This is a genomic window from Enterobacter pseudoroggenkampii (assembly GCF_026420145.1).
Classification (GTDB): Bacteria; Pseudomonadota; Gammaproteobacteria; order Enterobacterales; family Enterobacteriaceae; genus Enterobacter; species Enterobacter pseudoroggenkampii.
Genome location: NZ_JAPMLV010000001.1, coordinates 1,993,173 through 2,019,230, shown reverse-complemented (window position 1 = coordinate 2,019,230; position 26,058 = coordinate 1,993,173). Strand labels below are relative to the sequence as shown.

Genomic DNA, 26,058 nt, shown 5'->3' with positions numbered 1-26,058 from the left:
TCTCTGCCCCTTTTAGATTAATGAGCTGGTCTGATTATTTCATTGTTGATTTTATCAACGATTTTATCGTCAATGAATGAAGCCAGATAACTGATACCGATAATTCCTGCAATTGTTAATGCAGTAATAGGAAGCCCGACGGTTGTCGCAACAAAAGATGCCAGGGCGCCAAAGATTCCCATAGCCACACCGACAGCAATGCCACTAATAACCCAGGACTCTACCTCTAGCATCAATGGACCCCAGTTTCCTGTTTCATACCCTTCAATACTTTTCTCTCGGATTTTTTCGACTTTGATCACCAGATCTGCAGTCTTAAATGCTTTGCTTAGATTGCCGAGTTTGTTTGCCATGTCACTTGCATTCAGACTTTTCCATGCGTTAACGATCGCAGTTTTATCACCTTGATTAATTTTCATCCCCGGATTGGCAATAATCTTATTCAGAGAGGTCATTGCATCATTGTAGTTACGAATTGTTTTACCTTGGAAGTTTTTAACGTTACTTGCGATGTCCCTTGACACATCTTTATATTTTTGACCCAGGTGACTACCAACTTTTTCCCCCATGTCAGCAATAATTTCACTGGCTTTTTGTAATGCTTCAATTTGATTATCTTCATCGAGCATCTTCTGGACATTTTCGCGCAAATTACCCCGGGCTGCTTTTGGTATATTTCCATCCCGCACTGCTTGTTCATATAAGTTCTTAAGCGCTTTTCGGGAAACTTTATCATTGGAGCCATAATACTTTGCCGTCCTATCCCAGGTAGATGGAGCACTCGTTGTGCTATTTCCATTTTGATTCTGGGAGTTATTACTACCAGACTGTGAACCTGAGTTACCACCATTACCACCGGAGCCTTTACCTGAATGACTGTCTACTCCGGAACTGATAGCAATTGCACCACCGGCAGAAAATACTCCAGCCGCATCACCTCTGTTAGCAGCATTCACCTGCGCACTGTTGTTTGGATCCACAGAAAATCCATTAATATTCTGTGTACGGCCACCATTCCCTCCATTTCCTGATGTACCGGAATGGCTGCCAGAACCAGAGTTACCGATGCCAGGATTTTTGCCACCACTGAACGCATTGTTGTGTGCGTTGTCGCCACCATTACCACTCATAGTTAATTCCTCTTTGACGGTTAAAAGTTAGACAATACTGTATATAAATACATTGTTATATATACAGTGGTTCGAATCCTACGCCGCTGTTTCTAACGTGTCAATGACAGATTTTGGGGTATGACTGAGAGCGGAAAATCCTGATAAGCTACTGATGGGAATATTGTTTACTGGAAAGGAGATCTTCATGAATAAATCTAACGGATTATTCGTGTGTGCGTTGTTAACATCATCTTTGATGAGCAGCGCATGCACCCCTCAAACAAGTGCAGAACGCCATGCACGCCAGTATGTATATGCTGCAGATGACGGCTTTGACCCGAATGTACGCGTTATAAAAGCCGACAGTATTAAGATGGCGGTGCCATTCTTTAAAACTTTTCATGATCTGGGAGCAAAAGACCGCTTATCAGGCATGTCTTTAGAGGACGCGAACAAGCGTGCAGATAAGTTTCGTAGCGAGGCATTTCTGAACTCCATCCAGAGTGAAACTATTTTTGCGGGCACTCGTTACGTCGACAATAAATCATGGTCGGCTAAACAGCGTAAAGCCATGAGCGATGCTATCTCTGAAGCTTACATTGATGGCTATGAAGGAAGGATGTGAGTGGTAATAACAGAAAATTTCGGTACCCGTTTCTGCATTACATTCACGAACACACCTGGTTGTGGCTCATTAACATCAACGCTTTAATTAAAGATGATTTTGTATGGTTTCTCTTGAATTAGATAATGGTGTTTAGTGCTTTTTTATTAATCGCTTACCCGCTTGTGCGGTTTTTTTGACCCAAATTCTTGACCTTCAGTTTTTAGTTGAGCTCTATAAACATACAGTTAGGTGTTAGGGGGTTATCATGGGTTTTCAATCACCTGCATTAGACCTCGCTGAGGAGATACTCACTATTACCAACCTTTGCGGTCATGAGGACAACTGCCGAACTATCGAAACATCAGCTGAGTACGTGATAATTAATATTGCCAGAAATCCGGAAATAGGTGACACCATCCTGATTGCGCTCTGCGGTAGGCTGGACTTCGCAAAAGTTCAGAGGAAGGCATTAATAACTCAGGATGGCGAGGCTATAGCGGGTGATTCAGATCATTAAAATTAATGGTGTGAAGGGTAAGTTGATTTTTGCGTATAATAAGCAATCCACTTACATTGGCTGAGGCAGAAGAATGGAAAAGTTGCAATTGAAGATTGGGTTAACTGATTTGGTTTATTCAATTACTGTTCATAGCTTTCATATTTTTTGGGTCGGCATTGGGCTTCTGTTGATAGGTGACATTGGGGTGGTGTTCAGTGGTGCATAGTCCAACATACTGACCGTATTAGGTGGCTATATGATTTTTGTAGCTTTGATAATGGAAGGTGTAAAAGCGCTTTTCAATAAGCTGGTCTGGAAGCAGTTTCTCTAAACTCATAGTCTTTAATCTATAAGACTTCTTCAGGAACAGCATAAAATAGATCTATGAGATTAGCATTCCTACATACACATTTGTTGTAGTTCTTTTAGAGTAAAGTGATGACTGGAGTCTGTGTAATGGAAGCATTTACTGAATCTGTTTATTTGGCTATTTTTAGAGAGCATGCAGCGAAGGCGGTTCAGGGTATGGAGAGTCATGGCTGTTACTGGTTTACGGGTATCAGGCCATCATATGGGATTGTTGTTGAGTTGCTGGAAGATGCTGGGTATTCAGTGATAACTTTCAACCCGCCGCCTGTATACGAGTTCGCAATATATCTCTCTGATAGTTATCCATCTCAAGTTGAGCTGGAGAGAATCGCAATGTATCGACAGTCACTACGAGACAAGGGCGTATCAGAGGATAAATTACCCGTTTCATTAGCATAGCCCCCTACGGGCGGTTTTTATTGTAATACCGCTAACAAGAAAACGAGATGACAGTAAACACAGCTACGCTATGAAATATCCAGGTGTTATCTCACTATGCCTTCAGGCACTCAACGAGTTAAATCATAAGGTTGAAAATTTACAATCAGGAAGCCGCAACCCGTAGTATGCAGGAACGGGGGCGGCTGGTAAATTTGATATGAATCGATTCGAAATACGTCCGAATTTGTCCGGAATTTTAAGTAACTATATGATTTTTAGTGCCTGAAAACGCATCACCAGATGTATGCTTTTTAATCTGGTTGATGCGTATGTGTTTGATATACCGCAGAAATATAAATTGCAGGTATAAACAGGAATCGCATTCGGTCTGTTTATCTGTATGAAAGTAAACGAGTAATCCCAATAGTTCTTTCTCATACAGCGCGCTCGTCCTGTTCGACTGCTTAAAACATAACGCAACACAGCATGCGGAAGTCCAGCCCTTTTTGCCTGTTTTGTTAAATTTTCGTGTGCAATCAGTAAAAGCCAGAACCGTGTTTAAAAGCGGGATTTAACGGATGCCTCAATTTCATCAAGCAGTTCAAAGCGACGGCGGTATTCGGCACGCTTTTTACTGGCGATCTCCTCAAGGGATTTGCGCTCCATCTGCAATGGCAACTGCCAACTGAAGGTTGAACGTTTTTGACCGTCGATAGAGGCCCAAAACTCATCGTAGCTGGCGTGGAAATGGCGACCTTTACTCAGACGATAACGCAGTGCACGGAAGATATGACCTTCATCGCTGACCGCATAAATGGCTTTGATGCCGGAAAGTGTGGCCAATTGGAAAAGCACTTCCATCAACACGCGTTTCGGGAAGAGACCATGGCAGGCTCGGGTTGCCTGTTTGATCACATCACGGGATACGCTGCGTCGCGGGCCCTGAAGACCGCCAATCACCAGAACATATTCTCCGTTTTCGCGAGCAACGCAAAATGTCACACTGGCAAGCAGGGTATTTTCGTTATCACGCAGCCACAGCGTACATTCGCCCTCACGCTCTGCTTTACTGGCATTCATGGCGTTGACGTTATAGCTCACGCCATCTTTGGCATGAAACTCAACAATGGATTGCTCTTGTGGTCCGGTTAAGGCCTTGACCAGGCCGACGTCTTTCAGAGAGTCAATCCACTGATAATGGCTGACGATGGCATCAGCACGCGCATTGGCGTTCATGCCACGCATCAGATACTGGCGATGTGTTTTGCTCGGCAGGGTGATCTGCGAAGCCAGTAACTGATCAAAATCGTCGCGGCGAGCCAGCGCATCGAGCATGCGATGCGTAGAAGACCAGAACAGCAATGAACGTAACAGAAATTTAAGACGGTACTCGCGTTTTTGCCAGATAGGGCCTGGAACGAGTTTGCCTTTCACCAGTTCGGAAATGATATGGGTACGATGCGATTGTGGCGCATCGTTTTGCAGGCGCGTATTTGACACGGGAAAACCTCAAAGTTTATGCAATGCATATTTTAGGGGGCATGCAAAAGAGTATTAATACTGGTGAAACATTTATTTATCCTTAGTTTACTGTTTGTTTAGCTTCATGAAAAGCGCTCCTGTGCAGCGTCCCTACACATAAGTCAACTGTAACTATACTTCCTATGGGAGGGCTTATGTATCAGCGAATTGAAGGTGGGATGTGGCGTCACGTCTGGGTTGTCAGCGATATACACGGCTGTTATCAGTGGCTTATGGATGAGCTTAAACGCCGTCATTTTAACCCGTATGAGGATTTGCTTATTTCTGTCGGGGATATCATCGATCGTGGCCCTGATAGCGTGAAATGCCTGCAGTTAATACATGAAAAATGGTTTCGTGCCGTGCGGGGCAACCACGAGCAAATGGCGCTCGACAGTCTGGATAATAACGATTTTTCGCTCTGGACGATAAATGGTGGAATGTGGTTTGCGCAACTTGAACGCGACCAGCAACAGCTTGCGCTGTCGTTGCTTGAGGCCTGTCGCGATTTACCGCATATCATCGAGATAACCTGTGCGAATGGTCTGAATGTGATAGCCCATGCAGATTATCCGGCTACGGAATACCAATGGCAAAAACCGGTCAGCGCCCAGCGCGTCTTATGGAACCGCGACAGGTTGATGGGATTTATGGTGGGCAAAGGGCAGGGCATCAGCGGCGCGGATCATTTCTGGTTCGGACATACGCCCCTCGACAGAAGGTATGATTTTAATAATCTCCACTACATTGATACGGGCGCCGTATTTGACGGTTACTTTACGCTGGCGCAGCTGCAGTAATAAATAACCCGCCTTCGGGCGGGTTCTCTTTAGGTCAGGCAAGACGCATGACCCAGGCATCGGTTTTACTATCGTAATGCTCACGGTAAAGGACAGAGTGTTCGCCATCAAGTATTGCCGGGACGCTGGTATCTGCATCCCATGCATCGAGCTGCATGCACAAATCCGGGTCGGATTTGCAGGGAATACTTAACGTTCGATCGCCTTGTGCTTCGCCGCGCAACTCTGCGTCGTCGATCTCAAAAGCGCCAATACGCACGCTGGTTTTCGTCATAGTGCTCTCCGGTTCTGTTGTCAAAATCTGGTATGACCAGTGCAGTCACCCATTTTTGATCGTAGACAAGGAGAGCAAAATCGCCAGTAAAAAAATGCGCTTTTTTTCAGCCCGTGCGATCGTTACCGGTAAACAGCCGACCATCCCGAACCAACTCGCGCGGATAGCTGTTTTTCAGCCTTGAGCCGACCTTTTTTGCCAGCCCCAGCGGGTATCCCTGATACGTCACTATCACTTCATCGCCTGATGGCGCGCTGTCCGGATAGACATCGCGACCACGATACCACTCTTCGGCTTCCTGATGCGTCAGGGCAAAGGTATTCTCGCGTCCGGCAAGCGCGATAACGGCCTCATGCTGCCAGCGATACCCTTTGTTATGCACTTCCGCCAGGCGGATCCCGATTCGCGAAAAACGGACCTTTCCGATGAGCGGCTCGATCTCAGCCGGGAACAGCCATATCTCTTTATCACGCATCCAGAGATGCAGGCTCTCATCCCAGACCAGCCCAACCTTTTTGGCGGCGGCTTCAAGCTGTGCTGCATCGCGACCTTTAAGAGGGGCAAACGGGAAGTTGCCGACCTTGAATTTAGGTGCGGGCAGGGGAGCAACCGCCTGCGTTTTACGCAGACGCGCCACAAAGAACCCTTCACAGTCGTAAATCTGCGGGAACACGTGAAGGAAACCCTCGGGGGTGACCGCCTCTTGTGCCGAGGCAAACAGATCGTTAAGCGGCAGAAACTCGACTGCATCCGGATAGTTCGCTTTCAACCACAGACAGACGTCTTCGTTTTCATCGCGGTTAAGGGTGCACGTTGAATAGACCAGCGTGCCGCCAGGCCGCAAAGCGTGAAATGCGCTCTCGATCAGCTCTCGCTGCGTGGCGGCGATCTCCAGGTTGCTTTCCACGGACCAGTTCTTTAACGCATCGGGATCTTTACGCACCACCCCTTCGCCGGAGCAGGGGGCGTCCAGCAGAATGGCATCGAAGGCTTCCGGTAGGGCGGCGCCAAACACGCGTCCGTCGAAGTGCGTCAGTGCAACATTATGAATACCGCAGCGGCTGATGTTGGCATGCAGCACCTTCACGCGGCTGGCGGAAAACTCGTTAGCAAGGATCGCCCCCTGGTTACCCATCCGGGCGGCAATTTGCGTGGTTTTTGAGCCGGGCGCCGCGGCAACATCCATCACGCGCTCAGGCGAATTGCCATCGGTAAACAGGGCGGCAACAGGCAGCATCGAGCTGGCTTCCTGAATATAGAACAGGCCGCTCAGATGTTCAGCGGTGCTGCCCAGCGGGAGTGAGGCTTCGTCATCGCGCTCGATCCAGAACCCCTCAGCACACCACGGTACCGGCGTAAGCTGCCAGCCGTACGGCGAGACCAGTGCCAGAAAATCATCGACGCTGATTTTCAACGTGTTGACGCGAATACTTCGGCGTAACGGACGCTGGCAGGCGGCGATAAAATCGTCTAACGACAGGTGAGAAGGAAGCGCCTCGCGCATCTGCGCCAGGAATTGTTCAGGAAGAAATACGGAGTTTTGAGCCACGGGCACACCACAGGGAAAAGTTCAGGTGCGCAGTGTAACATAAAGGCTCCGGTGCGTTGACACCGGAGCCTTGCTGTTTAACGTGGCAGGGCGGTTCCCCATTCGCGCCACTCTTTCGGTTCGCTTTCGAGCAGCAGGAAGTGTTTACCTGGCTGCGCTTTCGGCGCCAGCGGCGTTCCCGGCGGCGTGGCAAACGCGATACCGCCGCGAATGAACTGGTTGAAGGTGCCGGTTTTCACCACGCCACCCGTCAGGCCGAAGTCCAGCGAGTAGCCGGATGCCAGCCAGAATACCGAGTTATTTCGAACCAGGTGCTGGTAGCGTTCGCTGATGCGTAACGCCACCATCACGCGATCGGAGAGTGTACCGAGCGTCAGGCCCGTGACCGTACCCACCTCAATGCCGCGGAACAGTACCGGCGTGCCGATGTTCAGCGAGCCTGCTTCCGGCACTTCCACCACGATGCTCAGGCCGCCAAGGTAGCGTGAGTCGGTGATCGTGGCTTCCTGCAGCTCGAAATCGCGACGGGCATTGCCCTGGCCGGGCTCAACGTTGATGTACGGCTGCAAAATGGTGTCGAGATGCTCAACGCCCGCGGCCGAGATCTGCGGCGTGACCACCGAGAAGCGCGAGCCCGTGCGGGCGAAGGTCTGCACATATTCCGGGTAAAGCACGGCGGTGGCCTGCACCTCGTTACGTGAGGTAATCAGCGTCAGCTTCTGGATCTGCCCGATATCAATACCCAGATAGCGAATTGGCATGCCTTCCGCCAGCTTACCGGCATCAAACGCGTGCAGGGTAATCTGCCCGCCTACTGCACGTGCGGCGGTTTCGGACGGGAAGAGAATACGCTTATCACCTTTGCGCAGATTCGCACCCGCGCCGCTGAGATTATCGAAGCTAATCGCCCCGCGCAGCGCGCGTGAGAGCGGGGAGGCCTGCACGGTCAGCCCGTTACCGTTAAGCTGAACTTTCGCGCCGCCTTCGGCCCAGAAGACGCTGTTTGGCGTCAGCAGCTTGCGGTACTCCGGCTTGATGTGCAGTTCGATATCAAAGGCGTCCGCACGCGGGCGAACGGTGATCACTTCCCCGACTTCAAACTTGCGATACAGCACCACGGATCCCGCCTGTACGTCCGGCAGCGTTTCGGCGCTTAGCGTCAGCGTGGTGGTAGGAAGATCGCTCAGACTGTTTTCAATCGCTTTCTCGAGGTTGGCATACAGCGGATAGCTGTCGCGCACGGGGCCTTTATCGCCAGGCAAAATACGGATGCCGCCGTTAACCCATTCGCTGGCGCTGGCGCCGAGGAACTCCACGCCGTCCAGACCCACCTTCACATCGACGCGACTGTTCACCACGAATTTGCTGTCACCGTGCACCAGGTCGCTGTATTGCGGATCGATGGCGACCGAGAACGTCACGCCATCCGCGGAGAGCTTACGCTCCAGCACCTGACCGACCTGCACGCCGTGTAAAATTAGCGGCTGCCCGGCTTCGATACCGTAACTTTCTGGCGCATTCAGCGTGACGGTTACCACACCCGGTTTTTGCAGCAGGGCTTTATCCGCCGGGGCAATCACGAAGCTATTGCTGGGTTCACCTTCACCGGGGATGAGCTCAAACGTATTGCCGGTCAACAGCGTGCTGAGGCTGGCATCGTTCAGAGAGAGCTTTGGACTGCGCATTTCGATGCGCGTTTTCTCGCGCAGGAGATCGACCACGCTCGGGTCGACCGTCATTTCGCCGGTGACTGAGCCGCCCGGGTTGAGCGTCATTTTGGTGAGCTGACCAACCTGCAATCCCTGATACATCAGCGGCGTTGAGCCCGCTTTTAGCCCTTTAGCATCGGGCAGGGCGAGTTTGATGATCACGCCGCGCTGGCTGTGCGCCAGGTCAGCATACAATCCAAATGAGTCATCAGCGGTGGCAGGGCTTGAGTTTTCCGGGGAGTCAAAGGCAATGGCACCATTCACCAGCGCGGCCAGACTCTCCAGCTTCACTTTCGCACCGCTCAGGCTGAGGTCCGCATCCACGCCGGAGACGTTCCAGAAGCGGCTGCCTTTTTTCACCAGATTGGTGAAGCGACGCTCGATAAGCACGTCGATGGTGACGCCCTGTTTATTCGGGTTAATCGCGTAGTCGTACACGCGGCCAACCGGGATCTTGCGGAAATAGACCAGTGAGCCACTGTTCAGAGAACCGAGATCCGGCGCCTGCAGATGGATCATCAAATCGCCGTTATTGAGGCGGTACTTAGGCTGCGTATCCAGAGCAACAAAGTGATCCTGCGGCTCGCCTTTACCCGGCATCATGCCAATATAGTTACCGCCCACGAGCGCATCCAGCCCGGACACGCCGGCCAGAGAGGCTTTAGGCGTCACCAGCCAGAACTGCGTTTCGCTGCGCAGGGCATCCTGCATATCAGATTTAATACTGACCCGCACCTGAATCTTGTTCAGCCCTTTTCCAAGGGAGATGTCCTGAACCGTACCTACTTCAACCCCCTGGAAGCGAACGGGCGTTCGCCCGGCGACGATGCCGTCCGCGGTCTGGAAATCAATGGTGACCGTACTCCCGCGATCTTCATAGCTCGTCCAGATAAGCCAGCCTGCAATCATCAGGGCGATGACGGGCAGCAACCAGAATGGCGAAATGCGGCGTTTTGTTTTAATTCTCGCTTCAGTCGGCGAAGCGGGGGTTTCCTGACTCATGTGCATCCCAAAGTAAGCGGCTATCCAGCCATTCCACAGCAAGAATAGTCAATATCACCGCAGAGCCGAAATAAAAAGCCGCGGGTCCCATTGTAAAAGCAAGTAGCTGGTCGCGATTGATGAGCGACATCATCAGCGAAATCACGAACAGATCTAACATTGACCAGCGGCCAATCCAGGTGACGAACCGCAGAAGCAGAATGCGTGTTCGTAAGCCTTGTTCACATTTAAAGTGAATGCTGATGAGCAGGGTAAACATCACCACCACTTTGGTAAAGGGAACCAGGATACTGGCAATAAAGACGATCGCCGCCACCCCGACGTTACTGTGTGCAAGGGAGATAATCCCGGAGAGGATAGTATCCTCCTGACGCCCGCCATTCACGTAAATGATAGAAATCGGCAGCATATTGGCTGGGATCAGAAACACCAGGGAGGCGATCAGCGCGGCCCAGCATTTTTGCAGGCTATTGTTGCGGCGCAGTCTCAGCGGAATGTGGCACCGTGGGCAGCGTCCACGCGCGTCGGGTAAGCCGGTATAGTGGCATCCCAGACAGACGCGCAGATTTTCATCGGGGCGTGTAGCGGGGCGCTGAGGGTAAAACCGTTCCCAGAGCTGCTCAACGTTCAGGTGAATCAGCGTCATGATGCTTAGCAATACCAGGCAGATGAAAGCAAAGAGCCCGATGCCGGGCTGCAAAAAGGCGTAGTCCTGTACCTTTATTGACGCAACGCCCACGCCCACCAGATAAATATCCAGCATCACCCACTCTTTGAGCTTATCCAGCATCAGCAGCACCGGGCGAAGGTTCATGCCGAGGATATTGCCAAACCAAAGATAGGCAATGGCGGCAACCAGCACCAGCGGCGCGCCAACGGTGCAGAACAGCACCATGGCGGCGGTGATGGGATCGCCCTGACGGGTCATCTGCCAGATACCCTGCAGCACGTTGGCGTCAATGCGCACGCCAAGCAGGTAGAGTTTCAGCAGCGGTTCGCTCCAGGCGAAGGGCATCAGCAGCAGCATGGTGACGGCCATGGCGGCGAGACGGGTTAACGACCAGTCTCGGCCGTCGCGAATTTTGGCGTCGCAGCGGGGACAGAAGGCACTTTGGTGCGATTTCATCTTCGGCAACATAAAAAGCGTATCGCACTGGGGGCAACGCTGATAATGTGCACGTGGCAAAGCTTCGCTTACCGTATGGACAGTTATCTTTCTTGTCGGCGTAATTTTGGTTGTTTTTAAGGCCATCAGCTGCGCACAAATAAGTATTGTTGAAAGTTATAATAACTCATGAACGGATTCATCTTGAGCATGAGCGCATTTAATGCTTATTTTAATAGGCTATGCGGTAAATTTGTAAGACAACTAAGTGATTGAATAATGAACAAAACAGAATTCTACGCGGATCTGAACCGCGATTTTAAGGCATTGATGGCGGGTGAGACCAGCTTCTTAGCCACTCTGGCAAATACTAGCGCATTGCTGTTTGAACGTCTCTCTGACGTGAACTGGGCCGGCTTTTACCTTCTGGAAGGTGAAACGCTGGTGCTCGGTCCGTTCCAGGGCAAACTGGCCTGCGTGCGTATTCCGGTAGGGCGCGGCGTATGCGGCACGGCGGTGGCCGAGAATCAGGTCCAGCGTGTGGAAGATGTTCATGCATTTGACGGGCACATTGCCTGCGATGCCGCCAGTAATTCTGAAATCGTTCTGCCTCTGGTGGTCAAAAATCAGATTATTGGCGTTCTGGATATCGACAGTACGGTCTTCAGTCGCTTTACAACCGAGGACGAACAGGGGCTGCGCGAGCTGGTGGCTAATCTGGAAAACGTACTCGCGGCAACCGATTATCAAAAATTCTTTGCGAGCGTCGCAGGATAATCAACGGATAACGTAGCATTTACTGATAGCGTCATTATAATGACGCCTGTTCATGCCTGCGCTTGTTGGCAACGTCCGTTGTAATCAGGAAATTTCATGGAAAATCAACCTAAGTTGAATAGCAGTAAAGAAGTTATCGCATTTCTGGCCGAGCGTTTCCCGCAGTGCTTCAGCGCGGAAGGTGAAGCGCGTCCCCTGAAAGTCGGTATTTTTCAGGATCTGGTGGCACGTGTTGAAGGGGAAATGAACCTCAGCAAAACTCAGCTGCGTTCCGCCTTACGTCTTTATACTTCGAGCTGGCGTTACCTGTACGGTATCAAAGCTGGCGCGACCCGTGTGGATCTCGACGGCAACCCGTGTGGTGAGCTGGACGAGCAGCACGTTGAGCACGCGCGCAAGCAGCTTGAAGAAGCCAAAGCACGCGTTCAGGCACAACGTGCAGAACAGCAGGCGAAAAAACGCGAAGCCGCCGCGGCAAACGGCCAGGAAGATGCGCCTCGTCGTGAGCGTAAACCACGCCCTGCGCCGCGCCGTCACGATAATAACGATCGCAAACCGCGTGCAGACAAACCAGCAGCAAAAGCCCCGCGTGCCCCTCGTGAAGAGCCGCGCCATACGCCGGTTTCTGACATTAACGCCCTGAGCGTAGGTCAGGCGCTGAAGGTAAAAGCGGGTAACAATGCTATGGACGCCACCGTACTGGAAATCACCAAAGATGGCGTTCGTGTACAGCTGACTTCTGGTATGTCAATGATTGTACGCGCAGAACACTTGTTGTTCTGAAACGGAGGCCAAGCCTGGCATGAACACTTTTTTTAAGCTCACCGCGCTGGCGGGCCTGTTTGCCATAACAGGTCACGCTTTTGCAGTGGACGATATCACGCGTGTTGATCAAATTCCGGTTCTCAAGGAAGAGACGCAGCACGCGACGGTGAGCGAGCGCGTGACCTCACGTTTTACCCGCTCGCACTATCGTCAGTTCGATCTCGATCAGGCCTTTTCGGCCAAAATCTTTGACCGCTATCTGAACTTGCTGGATTACAGCCATAACGTTTTGCTCGCCAGCGATGTCGAGCAGTTCGCTAAGCGCAAATCCGAGGTGGGTGACGAGTTGCGCTCAGGCAAGCTGGATCTGTTCTACGATCTCTACAACCTGTCGCAAAAGCGCCGCTTCGAACGCTATCAGTACGCGCTGAAAGTGCTGGAACGTCCGATGGACTTCACCGGCAACGACACCTTTAATCTGGATCGCAGTAAAGCACCCTGGCCGAAAGATGAAGCCGAATTGAATGCGCTGTGGGACGGTAAAGTTAAATACGATGAACTGAGCCTCAAGCTTACCGGCAAAGACGAAAAAGAGATCCGTGACACGCTGACGCGTCGTTACAAATTCGCCATTCGTCGTCTGGCGCAGACCAACAGTGAGGATGTCTTCTCGCTGGCCATGACGGCCTTTGCTCACGAAATCGATCCGCACACCAACTATCTTTCTCCACGCAACACCGAACAGTTCAATACCGAGATGAGCCTGTCTCTTGAAGGTATCGGCGCGGTGCTGCAGATGGACGATGATTACACGGTGATCAATTCGATGGTCGCAGGCGGCCCGGCATCCAAAAGCAAAGCGATTAGCGTAGGCGATCGTATTGTGGGTGTAGGACAAACCGGACAGAACATGGTCGACGTGATCGGCTGGCGTCTTGATGACGTGGTTGCGCTGATCAAAGGTCCGAAAGGCAGCAAGGTTCGTCTGGAAGTCCTGCCAGCCGGAAAAGGCACCAAAACCCGTATCGTTACCTTGACCCGCGAGCGTATCCGTCTGGAAGACCGCGCGGTGAAAATGTCGGTGAAAACCGTGGGTAAAGAGAAGGTGGGTGTCCTGGATATTCCTGGCTTCTACGTAGGGCTGACTGACGATGTGAAAGTTCAGCTGCAGAAGCTTGAAAAGCAGAACGTCAGCAGCATTATCATCGACCTGCGCAGTAACGGCGGCGGAGCGCTGACGGAAGCGGTTTCACTCTCTGGTCTGTTCATTCCATCGGGTCCCGTGGTGCAGGTGCGCGATAACAACGGTAAAGTGCGTGAAGATGCCGACAACGACGGTGTGGTCTACTACAAAGGCCCGCTGGTGGTCCTGGTTGACCGCTTCAGTGCTTCCGCGTCTGAGATCTTTGCCGCTGCCATGCAGGATTATGGCCGTGCGCTGATCGTCGGTGAGCCAACCTTCGGGAAAGGTACCGTTCAGCAGTATCGTTCTCTTAATCGTATCTACGATCAAATGCTGCGTCCGGAATGGCCTGCACTGGGCTCGGTTCAGTACACCATTCAGAAATTCTACCGCGTGAATGGCGGCAGTACGCAGCGTAAGGGCGTAACGCCGGACATTATGATGCCGACAGGCACGGAAGAGACGGAAACCGGCGAGAAGTTTGAAGATAACGCGTTACCGTGGGACAGCATCAATGCCGCGACCTACGTGAAAGCGGGTGATATGACGCAATTTGGCCCTGAACTGCTGAAAGCGCATAACGACCGCATCGCGAAAGATCCGGAATTCCAGTACATCATGAAGGACATCGCACGCTTCAATGCCCTGAAAGATAAGCGGAATATCGTTTCTCTGAACTACGCACAGCGTGAGAAAGAGAACAACGAAGACGATGCAACCCGCCTGGCGCGTATCAACGATCGCTTCAAGCGTGAAGGCAAGCCTCTGCTCAAAAAACTGGACGATCTGCCAAAAGATTACCAGGAGCCGGATCCGTATCTGGATGAGACGGTGCATATCGCTCTCGACCTGGCGAATCAGGAAAAAGAGAAACCTGCCGTACAGCCCGCTCCGGCAAAATAATCTCCCAACAGGCACAAGAAATTGTGCCTGTTTCTTTTTGTTCTTCATCCTTCCGTCAGCCAGATTTCCAATTGTGTAAAGTTGTGTCTTTCTGGTGACTTACGCCCGCCGGATGCTTGAAAATAACCGGAATACCCATACGATGTGGGTAATCGCATAGTGCGTTTTGTTAAACTGAGGTAAAAAGAAAATTATGATGCGAATCGCGCTCTTCCTGCTCACCAACCTGGCGGTCATGGTGGTTTTCGGGCTCGTGCTAAGCCTGACAGGAATTCAGTCGAGCAGCGTTCAGGGTCTGTTGATTATGGCGCTGCTGTTTGGTTTTGGTGGCTCGTTCATCTCCCTGCTGATGTCGAAGTGGATGGCACTGAAATCGGTGGGTGGTGAGGTTATTGAACAGCCGCGTAACGATATGGAACAGTGGCTGATGAATACGGTGGCTCAGCAATCCCGTCAGGCCGGCATCGCCATGCCGCAGGTGGCGATTTACCATGCCCCGGACATCAACGCGTTTGCCACGGGCGCCCGTCGCGATGCGTCACTGGTTGCCGTCAGCACCGGTCTGCTGCAGAACATGAGCCGTGACGAAGCTGAAGCGGTTATCGCCCACGAAATCAGCCATATCGCCAACGGTGACATGGTGACCATGACCCTGATTCAGGGTGTGGTGAACACCTTCGTGATCTTCATCTCCCGTATCCTGGCGCAGATTGCGGCTGGCTTTATGGGCGGCAACCGCGACGAAGGTGAAGAGAGCAACGGCAACCCGCTGATCTACTTCGCCGTGTCGATGGTTCTGGAACTGGTATTCGGTATTCTGGCCAGCATCATCACCATGTGGTTCTCTCGTCACCGTGAATTCCACGCGGATGCCGGCTCTGCGAAGCTGGTTGGTCGTGAGAAGATGATTGCCGCGCTGCAGCGTCTGAAAACCAGCTACGAGCCGCAGGAAGCGAACAGCATGATGGCCTTCTGCATTAACGGTAAATCCAAATCGCTGAGCGAGCTGTTTATGTCTCACCCGCCGCTGGATAAACGTATTGAAGCGCTGCGCAGTGGGGAATACCTGAAGTAACGCCAGGAACCCTAATAAGCCGGGCAGGAGAACACTCTGCCCGGCTTTTTTTATGCCTGAACCCTGGGCTGTGTCACCCGCAGGCCGCTGACGACCGCCGCGAGGGAAGCAAGGGCACCTGCGGTGAGAAGCGCAATGTGGTTACCGTTTTGTCCGGCAAGGTTAAACATCAGGGCGACCAGTGCCGCACCGCTGCTTTGGCCCAGCAGACGCGCGGTCCCCAGCATACCGCTGGCTCCTCCGCTGCGATGACGCGGCGCGGAGGTGATAATGGTGTGGTTGTTAGGGGACTGGAACAGACCAAACCCCGCGCCGCACAGGATCATGCGCCAGATGATGTCCAGATCGGTTGGCGATGACGGTAGCAATGCCAGCGCGAAAAGGCCTGTCGCCATCACCGCCAGCCCCAAAGCACCCAATAAACCGGCATGGACGCGTTCAATTAAATAACCTGCCAGCGGTGCCATCACCATGGTCGCCAGCGGCCAGGGGGTGAGCAGCAGGCCGGTCTCCACCTCTGAACGTCCAACCACGCTTTGCAGAAAGAAGGGTAGGGAGACCAGTGCCAGCATCTGGGCGCAGAACGAGCAGACAGACGTGCAAATGGAGAGGGAAAAGAGGGGAATACGCAGCAGATCAACAGGCAGTAGAGGCACAGGGAGAGTGAGCTGGCGGCGAACAAAGAAGAAGCCGATCGCCAGCAGGGCGATAAGCTCCGCGCCGGTAAGCATCAGAGACTGTCCCTGCGCAAATCCGCTCAGCGCCGTAATCAACAGGCCAAAGGTCAGGGCATTCATCACCGCACTCGCCACATCGAAGCGCGGCATGGTGCTTTTGGGACCGTTAGCGGGAAGAAAGCGCAGGGCAAAGAAGATGGCGACAATACCCAGCGGCACGTTGATGGCGAACAGCCACTGCCATGACGCAACGGAAAGGATCGCCGCCGCAATCGTTGGCCCGGCGGCAGAAGAGACGGCGACAATAAACGAGTTTATCCCCATTCCTCGCCCCAGATGACGCTGCGGATAAATTAAGCGGATCAGCGCCGTGTTTACGCTCATGAGCGCCGCGCCGCCAAAACCCTGCGCAATGCGGGCAAGCGTCAGGGTATGCAGTGAATCTGAAAGAGCACAGAACAAAGACGTAAAGGTGAAAACCACCAGACCGCACTGATACACCCGACGGTAACCGAACATATCGCCCAGGAAAGAGAACGAGAGCAGGGAAACCACGATCGCAATCTGATAGGCGTTAACAATCCATATCGAACTGGCGGGAGAGGCGTGCAGGTCGCTGGCGATGGTTGGCAGGGCAACGTTTGCGATTGCGCCGTCAAGGACCGCCATTGATATACCGATAATGATGGTCGCTATCGCGCCATACCGCTGGGGTAAAGGCAGGCCATCGGAAAGGGTCTTTTCCATTAGGGTTAAAAAAGCTCAGCGTGAAATTATTCTCAGGGTAACTATTTTAGCATTGTTACAGCCGCGATATGTCGCAGATTTGTAACGAAGTAAACGGGGATTGATTGCAGGTGACATGACGGGAACTTATAATAAAAACCGGTTCTGATTTTTATAAAACACTCGCTATGAGGTGGTAAATGGCTATTGCGGATTTGGATAAACAGCCAGATTCTGTTTCTTCCGTGCTGAAGGTGTTTGGCATCTTACAGGCGCTGGGAGAGGAGCGTGAAATAGGTATTACAGAGTTGTCACAGCGCGTGATGATGTCAAAAAGCACCGTATATCGCTTTTTGCAGACCATGAAATCGCTGGGTTACGTTGCCCAGGAAGGCGAATCTGAAAAATACTCCCTGACGCTGAAGCTGTTTGAGCTGGGTGCCCGCGCGCTACAAAATGTTGACCTGATCCGCAGCGCCGATATTCAGATGCGTGAAATCTCTCGCCTCACTAAAGAGACCATCCATCTCGGCGCGCTGGATGAAGACAGCATAGTTTACATCCATAAAATCGACTCCATGTACAATCTGCGCATGTATTCGCGCATTGGTCGTCGCAACCCGCTCTACAGTACCGCCATTGGTAAAGTTCTGCTGGCGTGGCGCGATCGTGAGGAAGTGAAGCAGATCCTCGAAGGCGTGGAATACAAGCAAAGTACCTCACGAACCATTACCAGCACGGACGCGCTGCTAACGGTGCTCGATCGCGTACGCGAGCAGGGGTATGGCGAAGATAACGAGGAGCAGGAAGAGGGACTGCGCTGCATCGGCGTTCCGGTATTTGACCGTTTTGGCGTGGTGATCGCGGGCTTAAGTATCTCCTTCCCAACCTTACGTTTTTCCGAAGAGCGTCTGCATGAGTATGTGGCTATTCTCCACACTGCCGCACGTAAGATTTCTGAACAGATGGGGTATCACGACTACCCGTTCTAATCTCTGTTCACATAAAAAACGCCGCATCTGTTGCGGCGTTTTTTGTCGGTCATTTACCCGGCTGACTAGCCATTATCAATCACGACGGAAGTCTTACGCAGGACCGGACAGTGGGTTAAGCCAACAATCCCGCTGTCAGTATGCAGATATTGCGCAGTGCTCATTCCTTGTGCTGTTAAGTATTTACACTGAATGCCTAACCCGGCAGCGTTTTCGATGCTTCCCACAAGCACGCCATAACCCGTTAGAAGAAGGCCAATCCAGACAAGGGCCAGTGCAATAATTGTTCGAATGATTAAGCGCATCATTACCTCTTTTATCGTTGTTATCATAATGCTAGCGTAAACGGTTTACGAAACGAAACAAGTGCAGGATTCTGAAAAAAGCGCGATGGCGGCACAGTTAGCCCTTGTTTAAGATAAGCGTGATAACCTCGTTACATCAGGTCATTAGACGGAGTGTGGAGTGAAAAAAATACGCTGGGTAATTCTGATTATCGTGCTGATAGCGTGCGTGGTGTTATGGACGCAGACGATCAATGTGATGTGCGATCAGGATGTACAGTTTTTTAGCGGCGTTTGCGCAATCAATAAATTTATTCCCTGGTAACACGCATTTTTTCTCAAGGTGATTTCCTTCCTTCGCGCCAGTGGTAAAATAGACGTTTTTATTGAGGTGGTGAAATGGGTGAGTTACTGAATTCAGGGCTGCTGAATATAGCATCCCTGATGATTTCTTTGGTTGTTCTGCTTGTGGGGCTGGTCATTTGGTTTTTTGTGAATCGCGCCAGTTCCCGTACTAACGAGCAGATTGAACTGCTGGAAGCGCTGCTCGATCAGCAAAAACGTCAGAATGCGCTGCTACGCCGTCTGTGTGAGGCTAACGAACCGGAAGAGAAAGACGCGCCGAAAGACGCAGTCGCTGAAGATAACAAAGACGAAGATGACTTTATCCGCCTGGTGGCTGAGCGTTAATCTTTTTGTCCTGGGAGGTGGCTGTGGTCTGGAAAAACCCCTGGTATGACCCCTCCCTGAAACATCACACCCCGAACGGTTTTCGTAATACCGATCCTGTCGGACATCAACCCGGCGACCTCGACCGTTGGCGTAAAGCGCGTAAAGAGGCCGGTTTACCGAAGCCGCCCGCGCTGGGTTATGAAGACTTTATCCGCCAGTGGTGGCAACCGGTTGAGCTTACGCAAACTCATGAAGATGGGGTGTGGTGGCTCGGACACGCGAGCGTGTTGCTGCAGCTGGACGGCAATATCATCCTTACCGACCCGGTGTTTTCGCGACGTGCTTCTCCGCTCCCTTTCATGGGACCACAGCGCAAAACGCCTCCCGCGCTGTCAGTCGATCAGCTTCATCAGCTTGATGCGGTCGTCATCTCCCATAATCATTACGATCATCTTGATGACGCGACCATTCGCCGTATCCTCAAACGCTTCCCCGACGTCAGTTTTTTTGTTCCGTTGGGGCTGGCCGACTGGTTTCGGCGTCGGGGAGCAAAACGCGTGGTTGAGCTAGACTGGTGGCAGAGTTTCACCTGGCAAGGAATGGCGCTGACCGCCGTACCGGCTCAACACTGGAGTATGCGCACGCCATGGAACCGCAATCGCTCATTATGGTGCGGCTGGGTGATGGAAGGCCGACATCATCGTTTCTGGTTCAGCGGTGATACGGGGTATTCGCCCGAGCTGCTGTTGATACCTGAACGCCTGGGCCATATTGATGCCGCCGCGTTACCGATTGGTGCCTATGCCCCACGATGGTTCATGGCTGTCCATCATATGGATCCGCAATCTGCGGTGGCATTGTGGCAGCAGCTGGGCTCTCCCCTGGCATTCCCCATTCACTGGGGCGTGTTTGAACTGGCAGATGAAGCCTTAGATGAACCTGTGCAGGAGTTAACTCACGCACTCGATAATTTAGCACCAGTTAATCATTCTTTCAGGATACTGAAAATTGGTGAATATTTATCCTTATAAACGAAGCGATAAATTGTTGCATATATTGTTGATGTAAACGCGTGCAGGAATGTTTTATTTTTATCGAAACGTTTTGCTTGCCTTCTTTTGATGCAGGGTCATAAAAATTTCATTATTTTGGTGCATAACGCTGTTTATTCGCTGGTGCATTTTAATACAACTGGGCGCGGGTTATTAACACTGTTTTTTCTCTGAAACAATTTGGTCGCGTTACAATGATTTAAGCATAAGTTTTCACAAATTGTTCTAACTCAATCAAGACGTAAGATTTCTTTTCCCGGTTGCTGGACGCTTCGTTATGATTGAGCTATGTTAAAAAAGTCTTAGATTACAGCGGTTGTGAAAGCAATGCTGGGTCTTTGTTACGCAGCAGGGCTGTCTGGACGTGATGCGCATAATTGTGCAAAACCTGACAGGCACTGTTCGAATTTGTGCGGCGGATCGAGACATGTTTAAAAATGGCTTGCCATATTAAACATAGTGTGTGATAACACGTTTTGGGTCAAACGAGGTACAGTTCTGTTTATGTGTGGCATTTTCAGTAAAGAAGTCCTGAGTAAACACGTTGTCGTTGAATACCGCTTCTCTGCCGAACCTTATATTAGTGCCTCATGCAGTAATGTCTCAGTTTTATCTCAGTTAATGCCTGCGGGCTAAGAAAACACTCTAAGGAATTTTGCAAAATGGCAAAGATTAAAGGTCAAGTTAAGTGGTTCAACGAGTCTAAAGGTTTTGGTTTCATTACTCCTGCTGACGGCAGCAAAGACGTGTTCGTACACTTCTCTGCAATCCAGGGTAACGGCTTCAAAACTCTGGCTGAAGGCCAGAACGTTGAGTTCGAAATTCAGGACGGCCAGAAAGGCCCAGCTGCAGTTAACGTAACTGCTATCTGATCGAACCGCTGCTGACTGAAGCGCTTAGCACTTCACTCTCAGACATAAAGCCTCGCATAACGCGGGGCTTTTTTATGTCCTTAATCTTTCAAAATATTACCATTCACGGTCTTGTTAGTAACTTGTTGCAAAGCTGCGAGGTTAGTAGCACTGTTTCGCCTCCCTAAGCGCATCTTTTCCCGTTAAATCAGGGCGTTGTTTAACAGTCCTGGGGTTCAGGTGAAGAAGAAATTGATAATGACCGCTGGCAATTTCACGCCAGCGCGTTTTGCGCTGCTCTGTTTAGCTATTTTCTGTAGTCTGGTCTTTTTACTTGGCCGGGTAGCCTGGCTGCAAATCATCAAGCCTGACAATCTGGTGAAGCAGGAAGATATGCGCTCCCTCCGCCAGCTGGCGATTGATGCGCCGCGCGGCATGATAATGGATCGCGAAGGTCGTCCCCTGGCGGTGAGCGTGCCTGTACGGGCCGTTTGGGCCGATCCTAAAACGGTGCTGGCAAAAGGAGGCGTTGGCGTCGACGAACGCTGGCAGGCGTTGGCAAACGCGCTACATCTCTCCCTGGGCGCACTCTCGGCGCGAATCAACGCCAACCCGCAGGGCCGTTTTATTTATCTTGCCCGTCAGGTCGATCCGGCACAGGCAAAGTGGATAGATAAACTCAATCTGCCCGGCATCAATTTACGCGATGAATCCCGCCGTTTTTATCCTGCCGGCCATGTGGCAGCGAACCTGATTGGCTTCACCAATATTGACGGGCAGGGCATTGAGGGCGTGGAAAAAAGCTTCAACGCGCAGCTGACCGGCAAGGCGGGTGTGCGCCAGGTAAGGGAAGATCGCTATGGACGCGTGGTTGAAAACCTGACGGAAGTTGCGCCCGCGCCGGCGCATAACATCCAGTTAAGTATCGACGAGCGTCTGCAAACCATCACCGAGGATGCGCTCGATAATGCCGTGGCCTGGAACAAGGCCGAGTCTGGGGCCTCGGTGCTCATTAATATCCCCACAGGGGAAATACTCGCCATGGCGAGCTATCCGGATTTCAACCCCAATAACCGGGAAGGCGCAACGATAAATGATTTTCGCAACCGTGCGATCAGCGATACGTTCGAACCGGGTTCCACGGTCAAGCCGCTGGTGCTGATGACGGCCCTGCAGCAGGGGCTGGTCCAGCCGGACAGCGTGATTGACACGCACCCGTATACCCTCGACGGGCATCGTATCCGCGATGTGGGCTATTATCCTGAACTGACAATGACCGGGATCCTGCAAAAATCGAGTGACACCGGCGTGTCCCGACTGTCCCTGGCAATGCCTGTCCAGCATCTTATTGATACCTATCGAAATTTTGGATTCGGCACGAATACGGGGCTTGGCTTAACGGGTGAGAGCGCGGGGCTGTTGCCCCAGCGTAAATACTGGAGCCAGCTGGACCGCGCGACATTTGCCTTCGGCTACGGGCTGATGGTGACGCCGCTCCAGCTGGCGCACGTCTACGCCACGATTGGCGGCTTCGGGCTTGAGCGACCTCTCTCGATTACGCGTATCGATCCCCCCGTTATCGGGCAACGCGTCATGCCAGAAGAGATTGCGCACGAGGTGGAGCACATGATGGAGAGCGTTGCGCTGCCGGGCGGCGGAGGGGTTAAGGCCGCCGTTCGTGATTACCGTGTGGCGGTGAAAACCGGTACGGCGAAGAAAATTGACGATAGCGGGAAGTATGTCGATAAATACGTCGCCTACACCGCAGGGGTTGCACCTGCCAGCAATCCGCGTTTTGCCCTGGTGGTGGTGATTAACGATCCGCAAAATGGTGCCTACTACGGCGGGGCCGTCTCCGCCCCTGTCTTCAGTGAGATTATGGGTAACGTGCTGCGTCTGGAAAATGTGAAACCTGACGGGTTACCGGCAGGGTCCGATCACCTTATCGTTATGCGTTAACCGGGCGTTTATAACCAGGGCGAATAGCGGTACACTTCGCCCTTTGATTATGCTCCGGAGTCACCATGTCCTTCAGCTGTCCCCTTTGCCACGCCCCCCTGACGCACTCAGATAAAAGTTATACCTGTCCGCAGGGGCATCAGTTTGATAGGGCAAAAGAAGGCTACGTGAATCTTCTGCCGGTGCAGCATAAACGCTCCCGCGATCCAGGCGACAGTGCTGAGATGATGCAGGCGCGACGCGCGTTTCTTGATGCCGGGCACTATCTGCCGCTGCGGGAGGCCGTCGCGCAGATGCTGAATGACATTCTGCCGGATTCAGCCACCGCCATGCTCGATATCGGCTGCGGGGAGGGGTACTACACCGCGCGGTTTGCCGAGATCGCCCGTGAGAAGGGCGCACAGACGTTCGGTCTGGACGTGTCGAAAGTGGCGATTCGCGCAGCGGCAAAGCGTTACGCGGACGTGACGTTCTGCGTGGCATCCAGCCACCGACTGCCGTTTGACGATGCCAGCATGGACGCGGTTATTCGCATTTACGCGCCCTGCAAGGCGGAAGAGCTGGCTCGCGTGGTAAAACCGGGCGGATGGGTAGTCACCGTGACCCCAGGCCCGCGTCATCTGATGGAGCTGAAAGGGCTGATCTACGACGAAGTGCGTCTGCATGCCCCTCATTCTGAACAGCTGGCCGGTTTTAGCCTGAAGCAGGAGCAAACCGTGGCGTATGAAATGACGCTGAAAGGGGAAGAGGCCACCGCGTTGCTGCAGATGACGCCGTTCGCGTGGCGGGCAAAACCGGAAGTATGGGAAGCGTTAGCGGCACACTCAACATTTGGCTGCCAGACGGACTTCAGCATCCACCTCTGGCAGCGCGAAGATTAACCGGCGAAGTGTGCCCAGAGGATTTGGGCACCAATGCCAATCAACACAATCCCCCCCAGGATCTCGGCGCGTTTACCCAGCAGCGGGCCGATAAACCGTCCGACCATCATGCCTAGCGTGGACATAATCAATGTTGCGCAGCCGATGGCCAGCGCGGTGGCGATGATATTGACCTGCAGGAATGCCAGACCGACACCGACGGCCATCGCATCAAGGCTGGTGGCAATGGCCGTAGTGACCAGCAGCCAGAACCCGTGGCGGTGCTGAGGCTCCTCGTCTTCTTCATCGCCGCCGCGAAAACCTTCAATCACCATTCGGCCACCGAGAAATACCAGCAGGACGAACGCAATCCAGTGGTTCCACTCCAGCACGAACTGGCTAGCGAGCATGCCAAGACCCCAGCCGATAAGCGGCGTCAGCGTTTCGATAGCGCCAAAAATCAGACCGGTACGCAGGGCTTCTGAGAACTTAGGTTTGTGGAGCGTGGCGCCTTTTCCGATGGAAGCCGCGAATGCGTCCATGGACATGCCAAAAGCGAGAAGGATCGTAGCGGAGATATTCATAACAGCGTCCAGACCGGGGATATCCATATGACACATCACTGCCCCCAGTAAACAGCAGTTGATGTATCTATGGTCTCGCCTGATCGCGCTGCACATAGATGTGCTGTCAGCGATCCGTACGTGCCACGTTTTTCAACGAGTATGTTGACACGTACATTTCCTGCGAACAGGAAATCGGCTACTCCCCAACGACGGGCGCAACCTTAACATATTTTGAGAATATAAAACAACATTGAAGAGGCATTATTTAAAACACTTGTTGATAACGATTTTCATTTGTCTTTAAGCGTGAAAATATCGTTAACAAATAGAGATAAAATTAACGAAGGAGATATAGCTTTGGCTATATTTCTTGCGCAAGATAAACGCAATATATAGCCATTGCTATATATCTAACTCATTGAGTTTTAACGAGTAACTTGTATATCTTTTCCAGGTCGTCAATATTCCTCACCCGAATAAGCAGGCGGCGTTGTTCTAATTGCATCACCAGCACGCCGTCTTCGGATAAATTCATCTCTTTAATACGGTTATATTCTATCCACACATTGGCGAAGAAAAATCCGTGGGATTTAAAAATGATTTTCGGCGTGCGGATCCAGAACAGATAAATCGCCATTAATGCCAGCGCACATAATAACCATGTGGTTAATAATGCACCATGGCTGGTAACGTTATTGTAAATAAGAATGGCGATGAGACCCACGAAGATAAAGGCATCCACGCGCCCGCGTCGCAGAAGGGGAAGGGAGAGCAGCGTCTCGCCGTGACGGCGGGGCATGATGAACTCGTCATAGATCGCGTAAGCCAGAAGGGCAACAACAAATAAAACCAGTACGATGTCCGTGACAGTCATTCATCCTCCAGATAAAAAAAACCGGGGGCAAGCCCCCGGCCTATAGCATTGATACTTACAGACCCAGCAGGCCGACGGCGTAGCCCGCAATACCGATGACGAAGAAGCCAACGATGATCCACAGCGGGTTCACTTTCTTACGCAGCAGCCACATGCAGGCGAAGGTCAACAGCAGCGGGACCAGGCCCGGCATCAGCTGATCCAGAATCGTCTGCACGGTGGTGACGCGCGTCTGACCATCCTGCCCGGTGATGGTTGATACCACCAGCGGGATGTTCACGTGCGTCCACTTGTTAACCAGTGCCCCCATGACAAACAGGCCGAGGATTGACGCCCCCTCAGTCAGTTTCTGCAGGAAGCCGCCGCCCATGTCCTTAACGATGTCCACCCCTTTACGGTAGCCATAGGCCACGCCGTAGTAACGGGTCAGCAGACGCACGGCGTTGAACAGGATGAAGAACAGCAGCGGGCCAAGCAGGCTGCCGCTCATCGCGATACCGGCACCCAGTGCCGCGAAGACCGGACGCACGGTACCCCAGAAGATAGGGTCACCGACACCGGCCAGCGGACCCATCAGACCGACTTTGATACCGTTGATAGCACCATCGTCAATCTCTGCGCCGTTTGCACGCTGTTCTTCCATTGCCAGTGTTACGCCCAGTACGGGAGCCGCAACGTAAGGATGGGTGTTAAAGAATTCCAGGTGACGCTTGATGGCCTGACGGCGCGCTTCGTTGTTTTCCGGGTACAGGCGTTTGATCGCCGGTACCATGGAGAAGCAGAAGCCCAGCGCCTGCATACGTTCGAAGTTCCATGAACCCTGAAACAGGTTAGAACGGATGAACACGCCACGAATATCACCCGGAGTGAGTTTTTTCTCGGTGGTAGTTTTTGTCATATCAACCATTTCGCTC

At 52.2% G+C, this 26,058-nt stretch carries 26 protein-coding genes, 1 pseudogene and 1 riboswitch; of the genes and pseudogenes, 16 read left to right on the top strand and 11 right to left on the bottom strand.

Annotated elements, in window-relative coordinates:
• Positions 1 to 17: 17 nt before the first annotated feature.
• A complete protein-coding gene (locus OTG14_RS23715; protein WP_280924540.1) occupies positions 18 to 1,130 on the bottom strand; it encodes a colicin-like pore-forming protein in 1,113 nt (370 codons plus the stop codon).
• A 187-nt stretch (positions 1,131 to 1,317) separates the two neighbouring features.
• Between OTG14_RS23715 and OTG14_RS09905 the strand changes: the two genes are divergently transcribed.
• The 3 genes from OTG14_RS09905 (at position 1,318) to OTG14_RS09895 (ending at position 2,986) form a co-directional block, all read left to right on the top strand.
• Complete coding sequence (locus OTG14_RS09905; RefSeq protein ID WP_090419781.1) at positions 1,318 to 1,737, top strand: Exc2 family lipoprotein; 420 nt, start codon at positions 1,318 to 1,320, stop codon at positions 1,735 to 1,737.
• A gap of 247 nt (positions 1,738 to 1,984) precedes the next feature.
• Positions 1,985 to 2,236, top strand: coding sequence for a hypothetical protein (locus tag OTG14_RS09900; protein ID WP_024909711.1), 252 nt, complete (start codon positions 1,985 to 1,987; stop codon positions 2,234 to 2,236).
• 438 nt (positions 2,237 to 2,674) lie between these two features.
• Positions 2,675 to 2,986, top strand: a complete 312-nt coding sequence (locus tag OTG14_RS09895) for a hypothetical protein (protein WP_267215011.1) — start codon at positions 2,675 to 2,677, stop codon at positions 2,984 to 2,986.
• 540 nt (positions 2,987 to 3,526) lie between these two features.
• Here OTG14_RS09895 and OTG14_RS09890 read toward each other — a convergent pair.
• A complete protein-coding gene (locus tag OTG14_RS09890) occupies positions 3,527 to 4,468 on the bottom strand; it encodes a VirK/YbjX family protein (RefSeq protein ID WP_061714879.1) in 942 nt (313 codons plus the stop codon).
• Positions 4,469 to 4,644: 176 nt separating this feature from the next.
• Here OTG14_RS09890 and pphA point away from each other — a divergent pair, with 176 nt between their 5' ends.
• Positions 4,645 to 5,289, top strand: coding sequence for a protein-serine/threonine phosphatase (pphA, locus tag OTG14_RS09885; protein ID WP_148770111.1), 645 nt, complete (start codon positions 4,645 to 4,647; stop codon positions 5,287 to 5,289).
• A 34-nt stretch (positions 5,290 to 5,323) separates the two neighbouring features.
• Here pphA and OTG14_RS09880 read toward each other — a convergent pair whose 3' ends face one another.
• The 4 genes from OTG14_RS09880 to yebS all read right to left on the bottom strand — a co-directional run bounded on the left by OTG14_RS09880 (position 5,324) and on the right by yebS (position 11,075).
• A complete protein-coding gene (locus OTG14_RS09880; RefSeq protein WP_008500472.1) occupies positions 5,324 to 5,563 on the bottom strand; it encodes a YebV family protein in 240 nt (79 codons plus the stop codon).
• Between the two features lie 106 nt (positions 5,564 to 5,669).
• Complete coding sequence (gene rsmF, locus OTG14_RS09875; protein ID WP_425340238.1) at positions 5,670 to 7,112, bottom strand: 16S rRNA (cytosine(1407)-C(5))-methyltransferase RsmF; 1,443 nt, start codon at positions 7,110 to 7,112, stop codon at positions 5,670 to 5,672.
• Positions 7,113 to 7,189: 77 nt separating this feature from the next.
• The gene (locus OTG14_RS09870; RefSeq protein ID WP_267215010.1) at positions 7,190 to 9,823 is read right to left on the bottom strand and encodes a PqiB family protein; all 2,634 of its coding nucleotides are present in this window, start codon (positions 9,821 to 9,823) and stop codon (positions 7,190 to 7,192) included.
• A complete protein-coding gene (gene yebS, locus OTG14_RS09865; RefSeq protein WP_024909717.1) occupies positions 9,792 to 11,075 on the bottom strand; it encodes a membrane integrity lipid transport subunit YebS in 1,284 nt (427 codons plus the stop codon). The genes OTG14_RS09870 and yebS overlap by 32 nt, the downstream gene beginning before the upstream one ends.
• A 132-nt stretch (positions 11,076 to 11,207) precedes the next feature.
• On the opposite strand from yebS, the gene OTG14_RS09860 reads away from it, so the two are divergent.
• The 4 genes from OTG14_RS09860 to htpX all read left to right on the top strand — a co-directional run bounded on the left by OTG14_RS09860 (position 11,208) and on the right by htpX (position 15,631).
• A complete protein-coding gene (locus OTG14_RS09860; protein ID WP_008500476.1) occupies positions 11,208 to 11,705 on the top strand; it encodes a GAF domain-containing protein in 498 nt (165 codons plus the stop codon).
• Between the two features lie 96 nt (positions 11,706 to 11,801).
• A complete protein-coding gene (gene proQ, locus OTG14_RS09855) occupies positions 11,802 to 12,488 on the top strand; it encodes an RNA chaperone ProQ (protein ID WP_024909719.1) in 687 nt (228 codons plus the stop codon).
• Positions 12,489 to 12,507: 19 nt separating this feature from the next.
• Entirely contained in the window at positions 12,508 to 14,556 is a 2,049-nt protein-coding gene (prc, locus tag OTG14_RS09850) for a carboxy terminal-processing peptidase (RefSeq protein WP_024909720.1), read from the top strand.
• 193 nt (positions 14,557 to 14,749) lie between these two features.
• A complete protein-coding gene (htpX, locus tag OTG14_RS09845; protein ID WP_014884290.1) occupies positions 14,750 to 15,631 on the top strand; it encodes a protease HtpX in 882 nt (293 codons plus the stop codon).
• Positions 15,632 to 15,681: 50 nt separating this feature from the next.
• Here the strand turns inward: htpX and OTG14_RS09840 are convergent, their stop codons facing one another.
• Positions 15,682 to 17,055, bottom strand: a complete 1,374-nt coding sequence (locus tag OTG14_RS09840) for an MFS transporter (RefSeq protein ID WP_024909721.1) — start codon at positions 17,053 to 17,055, stop codon at positions 15,682 to 15,684.
• 179 nt (positions 17,056 to 17,234) lie between these two features.
• On the opposite strand from OTG14_RS09840, the gene kdgR reads away from it, so the two are divergent.
• A complete protein-coding gene (gene kdgR, locus OTG14_RS09835) occupies positions 17,235 to 18,026 on the top strand; it encodes a DNA-binding transcriptional regulator KdgR (protein WP_023312208.1) in 792 nt (263 codons plus the stop codon).
• Between the two features lie 65 nt (positions 18,027 to 18,091).
• Here kdgR and OTG14_RS09830 read toward each other — a convergent pair whose 3' ends face one another.
• The gene (locus OTG14_RS09830) at positions 18,092 to 18,331 is read right to left on the bottom strand and encodes a YobH family protein (protein WP_267215211.1); all 240 of its coding nucleotides are present in this window, start codon (positions 18,329 to 18,331) and stop codon (positions 18,092 to 18,094) included.
• Between the two features lie 160 nt (positions 18,332 to 18,491).
• Between OTG14_RS09830 and mgrB the strand changes: the two genes are divergently transcribed.
• The 7 genes and pseudogenes from mgrB to rlmA all read left to right on the top strand — a co-directional run bounded on the left by mgrB (position 18,492) and on the right by rlmA (position 23,725).
• Positions 18,492 to 18,635, top strand: a complete 144-nt coding sequence (gene mgrB, locus OTG14_RS09825; protein ID WP_006175995.1) for a PhoP/PhoQ regulatory lipoprotein MgrB — start codon at positions 18,492 to 18,494, stop codon at positions 18,633 to 18,635.
• A gap of 74 nt (positions 18,636 to 18,709) precedes the next feature.
• Complete coding sequence (locus tag OTG14_RS09820) at positions 18,710 to 19,000, top strand: YebO family protein (RefSeq protein ID WP_024909723.1); 291 nt, start codon at positions 18,710 to 18,712, stop codon at positions 18,998 to 19,000.
• A gap of 23 nt (positions 19,001 to 19,023) precedes the next feature.
• Positions 19,024 to 20,013 carry an MBL fold metallo-hydrolase gene (locus OTG14_RS09815; protein ID WP_267215009.1) on the top strand — a complete coding sequence of 330 codons (990 nt, stop codon included), beginning with the start codon at positions 19,024 to 19,026 and terminating at the stop codon, positions 20,011 to 20,013.
• A gap of 525 nt (positions 20,014 to 20,538) precedes the next feature.
• Positions 20,539 to 20,683, top strand: a pseudogene (locus OTG14_RS09810) (DUF2627 domain-containing protein).
• A 13-nt stretch (positions 20,684 to 20,696) separates the two neighbouring features.
• The gene (cspE, locus tag OTG14_RS09805; protein WP_001062678.1) at positions 20,697 to 20,906 is read left to right on the top strand and encodes a transcription antiterminator/RNA stability regulator CspE; all 210 of its coding nucleotides are present in this window, start codon (positions 20,697 to 20,699) and stop codon (positions 20,904 to 20,906) included.
• 237 nt (positions 20,907 to 21,143) lie between these two features.
• Positions 21,144 to 22,844 carry a peptidoglycan glycosyltransferase FtsI gene (ftsI, locus tag OTG14_RS09800; RefSeq protein WP_267215008.1) on the top strand — a complete coding sequence of 567 codons (1,701 nt, stop codon included), beginning with the start codon at positions 21,144 to 21,146 and terminating at the stop codon, positions 22,842 to 22,844.
• A 65-nt stretch (positions 22,845 to 22,909) separates the two neighbouring features.
• Complete coding sequence (gene rlmA, locus OTG14_RS09795) at positions 22,910 to 23,725, top strand: 23S rRNA (guanine(745)-N(1))-methyltransferase (protein WP_267215007.1); 816 nt, start codon at positions 22,910 to 22,912, stop codon at positions 23,723 to 23,725.
• Here the strand turns inward: rlmA and mntP are convergent.
• From mntP to OTG14_RS09780, 3 genes are all read right to left on the bottom strand, one after another.
• On the bottom strand, positions 23,722 to 24,288 hold the full coding sequence (gene mntP, locus OTG14_RS09790) for a manganese efflux pump MntP (protein ID WP_032642447.1): 567 nt from the start codon (positions 24,286 to 24,288) through the stop codon (positions 23,722 to 23,724). The two genes, rlmA and mntP, sit on opposite strands and share 4 nt — an antisense overlap.
• A 10-nt stretch (positions 24,289 to 24,298) precedes the next feature.
• Positions 24,299 to 24,487: riboswitch (yybP-ykoY riboswitch) on the bottom strand.
• A 198-nt stretch (positions 24,488 to 24,685) separates the two neighbouring features.
• Positions 24,686 to 25,144, bottom strand: coding sequence for a DUF986 family protein (locus tag OTG14_RS09785; protein ID WP_248272652.1), 459 nt, complete (start codon positions 25,142 to 25,144; stop codon positions 24,686 to 24,688).
• A gap of 55 nt (positions 25,145 to 25,199) precedes the next feature.
• A complete protein-coding gene (locus OTG14_RS09780; RefSeq protein WP_006810994.1) occupies positions 25,200 to 26,051 on the bottom strand; it encodes a PTS mannose transporter subunit IID in 852 nt (283 codons plus the stop codon).
• Positions 26,052 to 26,058 lie beyond the last annotated feature (7 nt).

What these genes read in the sequence shown, in the direction of transcription:
- OTG14_RS09880 (WP_008500472.1), bottom strand. Translation starts at nt 5,563, where the DNA reads ATGACGAAAACCAGCGTGCGTATTGGCGCTTTTGAGATCGACGACGCA.
- OTG14_RS09840 (WP_024909721.1), bottom strand. Translation starts at nt 17,055, where the DNA reads ATGGAAAAGACCCTTTCCGATGGCCTGCCTTTACCCCAGCGGTATGGC.
- OTG14_RS09830 (WP_267215211.1), bottom strand. Translation starts at nt 18,331, where the DNA reads ATGCGCTTAATCATTCGAACAATTATTGCACTGGCCCTTGTCTGGATT.
- htpX (WP_014884290.1), top strand. Translation starts at nt 14,750, where the DNA reads ATGATGCGAATCGCGCTCTTCCTGCTCACCAACCTGGCGGTCATGGTG.
- OTG14_RS23715 (WP_280924540.1), bottom strand. Translation starts at nt 1,130, where the DNA reads ATGAGTGGTAATGGTGGCGACAACGCACACAACAATGCGTTCAGTGGT.
- OTG14_RS09860 (WP_008500476.1), top strand. Translation starts at nt 11,208, where the DNA reads ATGAACAAAACAGAATTCTACGCGGATCTGAACCGCGATTTTAAGGCA.
- OTG14_RS09785 (WP_248272652.1), bottom strand. Translation starts at nt 25,144, where the DNA reads ATGACTGTCACGGACATCGTACTGGTTTTATTTGTTGTTGCCCTTCTG.
- OTG14_RS09900 (WP_024909711.1), top strand. Translation starts at nt 1,985, where the DNA reads ATGGGTTTTCAATCACCTGCATTAGACCTCGCTGAGGAGATACTCACT.
- mntP (WP_032642447.1), bottom strand. Translation starts at nt 24,288, where the DNA reads ATGAATATCTCCGCTACGATCCTTCTCGCTTTTGGCATGTCCATGGAC.
- OTG14_RS09895 (WP_267215011.1), top strand. Translation starts at nt 2,675, where the DNA reads ATGGAAGCATTTACTGAATCTGTTTATTTGGCTATTTTTAGAGAGCAT.
- pphA (WP_148770111.1), top strand. Translation starts at nt 4,645, where the DNA reads ATGTATCAGCGAATTGAAGGTGGGATGTGGCGTCACGTCTGGGTTGTC.
- proQ (WP_024909719.1), top strand. Translation starts at nt 11,802, where the DNA reads ATGGAAAATCAACCTAAGTTGAATAGCAGTAAAGAAGTTATCGCATTT.
- cspE (WP_001062678.1), top strand. Translation starts at nt 20,697, where the DNA reads ATGGCAAAGATTAAAGGTCAAGTTAAGTGGTTCAACGAGTCTAAAGGT.
- OTG14_RS09870 (WP_267215010.1), bottom strand. Translation starts at nt 9,823, where the DNA reads ATGAGTCAGGAAACCCCCGCTTCGCCGACTGAAGCGAGAATTAAAACA.
- rlmA (WP_267215007.1), top strand. Translation starts at nt 22,910, where the DNA reads ATGTCCTTCAGCTGTCCCCTTTGCCACGCCCCCCTGACGCACTCAGAT.
- OTG14_RS09780 (WP_006810994.1), bottom strand. Translation starts at nt 26,051, where the DNA reads ATGGTTGATATGACAAAAACTACCACCGAGAAAAAACTCACTCCGGGT.
- yebS (WP_024909717.1), bottom strand. Translation starts at nt 11,075, where the DNA reads ATGGCCTTAAAAACAACCAAAATTACGCCGACAAGAAAGATAACTGTC.
- prc (WP_024909720.1), top strand. Translation starts at nt 12,508, where the DNA reads ATGAACACTTTTTTTAAGCTCACCGCGCTGGCGGGCCTGTTTGCCATA.
- OTG14_RS09905 (WP_090419781.1), top strand. Translation starts at nt 1,318, where the DNA reads ATGAATAAATCTAACGGATTATTCGTGTGTGCGTTGTTAACATCATCT.
- ftsI (WP_267215008.1), top strand. Translation starts at nt 21,144, where the DNA reads ATGACCGCTGGCAATTTCACGCCAGCGCGTTTTGCGCTGCTCTGTTTA.
- OTG14_RS09820 (WP_024909723.1), top strand. Translation starts at nt 18,710, where the DNA reads ATGGGTGAGTTACTGAATTCAGGGCTGCTGAATATAGCATCCCTGATG.
- kdgR (WP_023312208.1), top strand. Translation starts at nt 17,235, where the DNA reads ATGGCTATTGCGGATTTGGATAAACAGCCAGATTCTGTTTCTTCCGTG.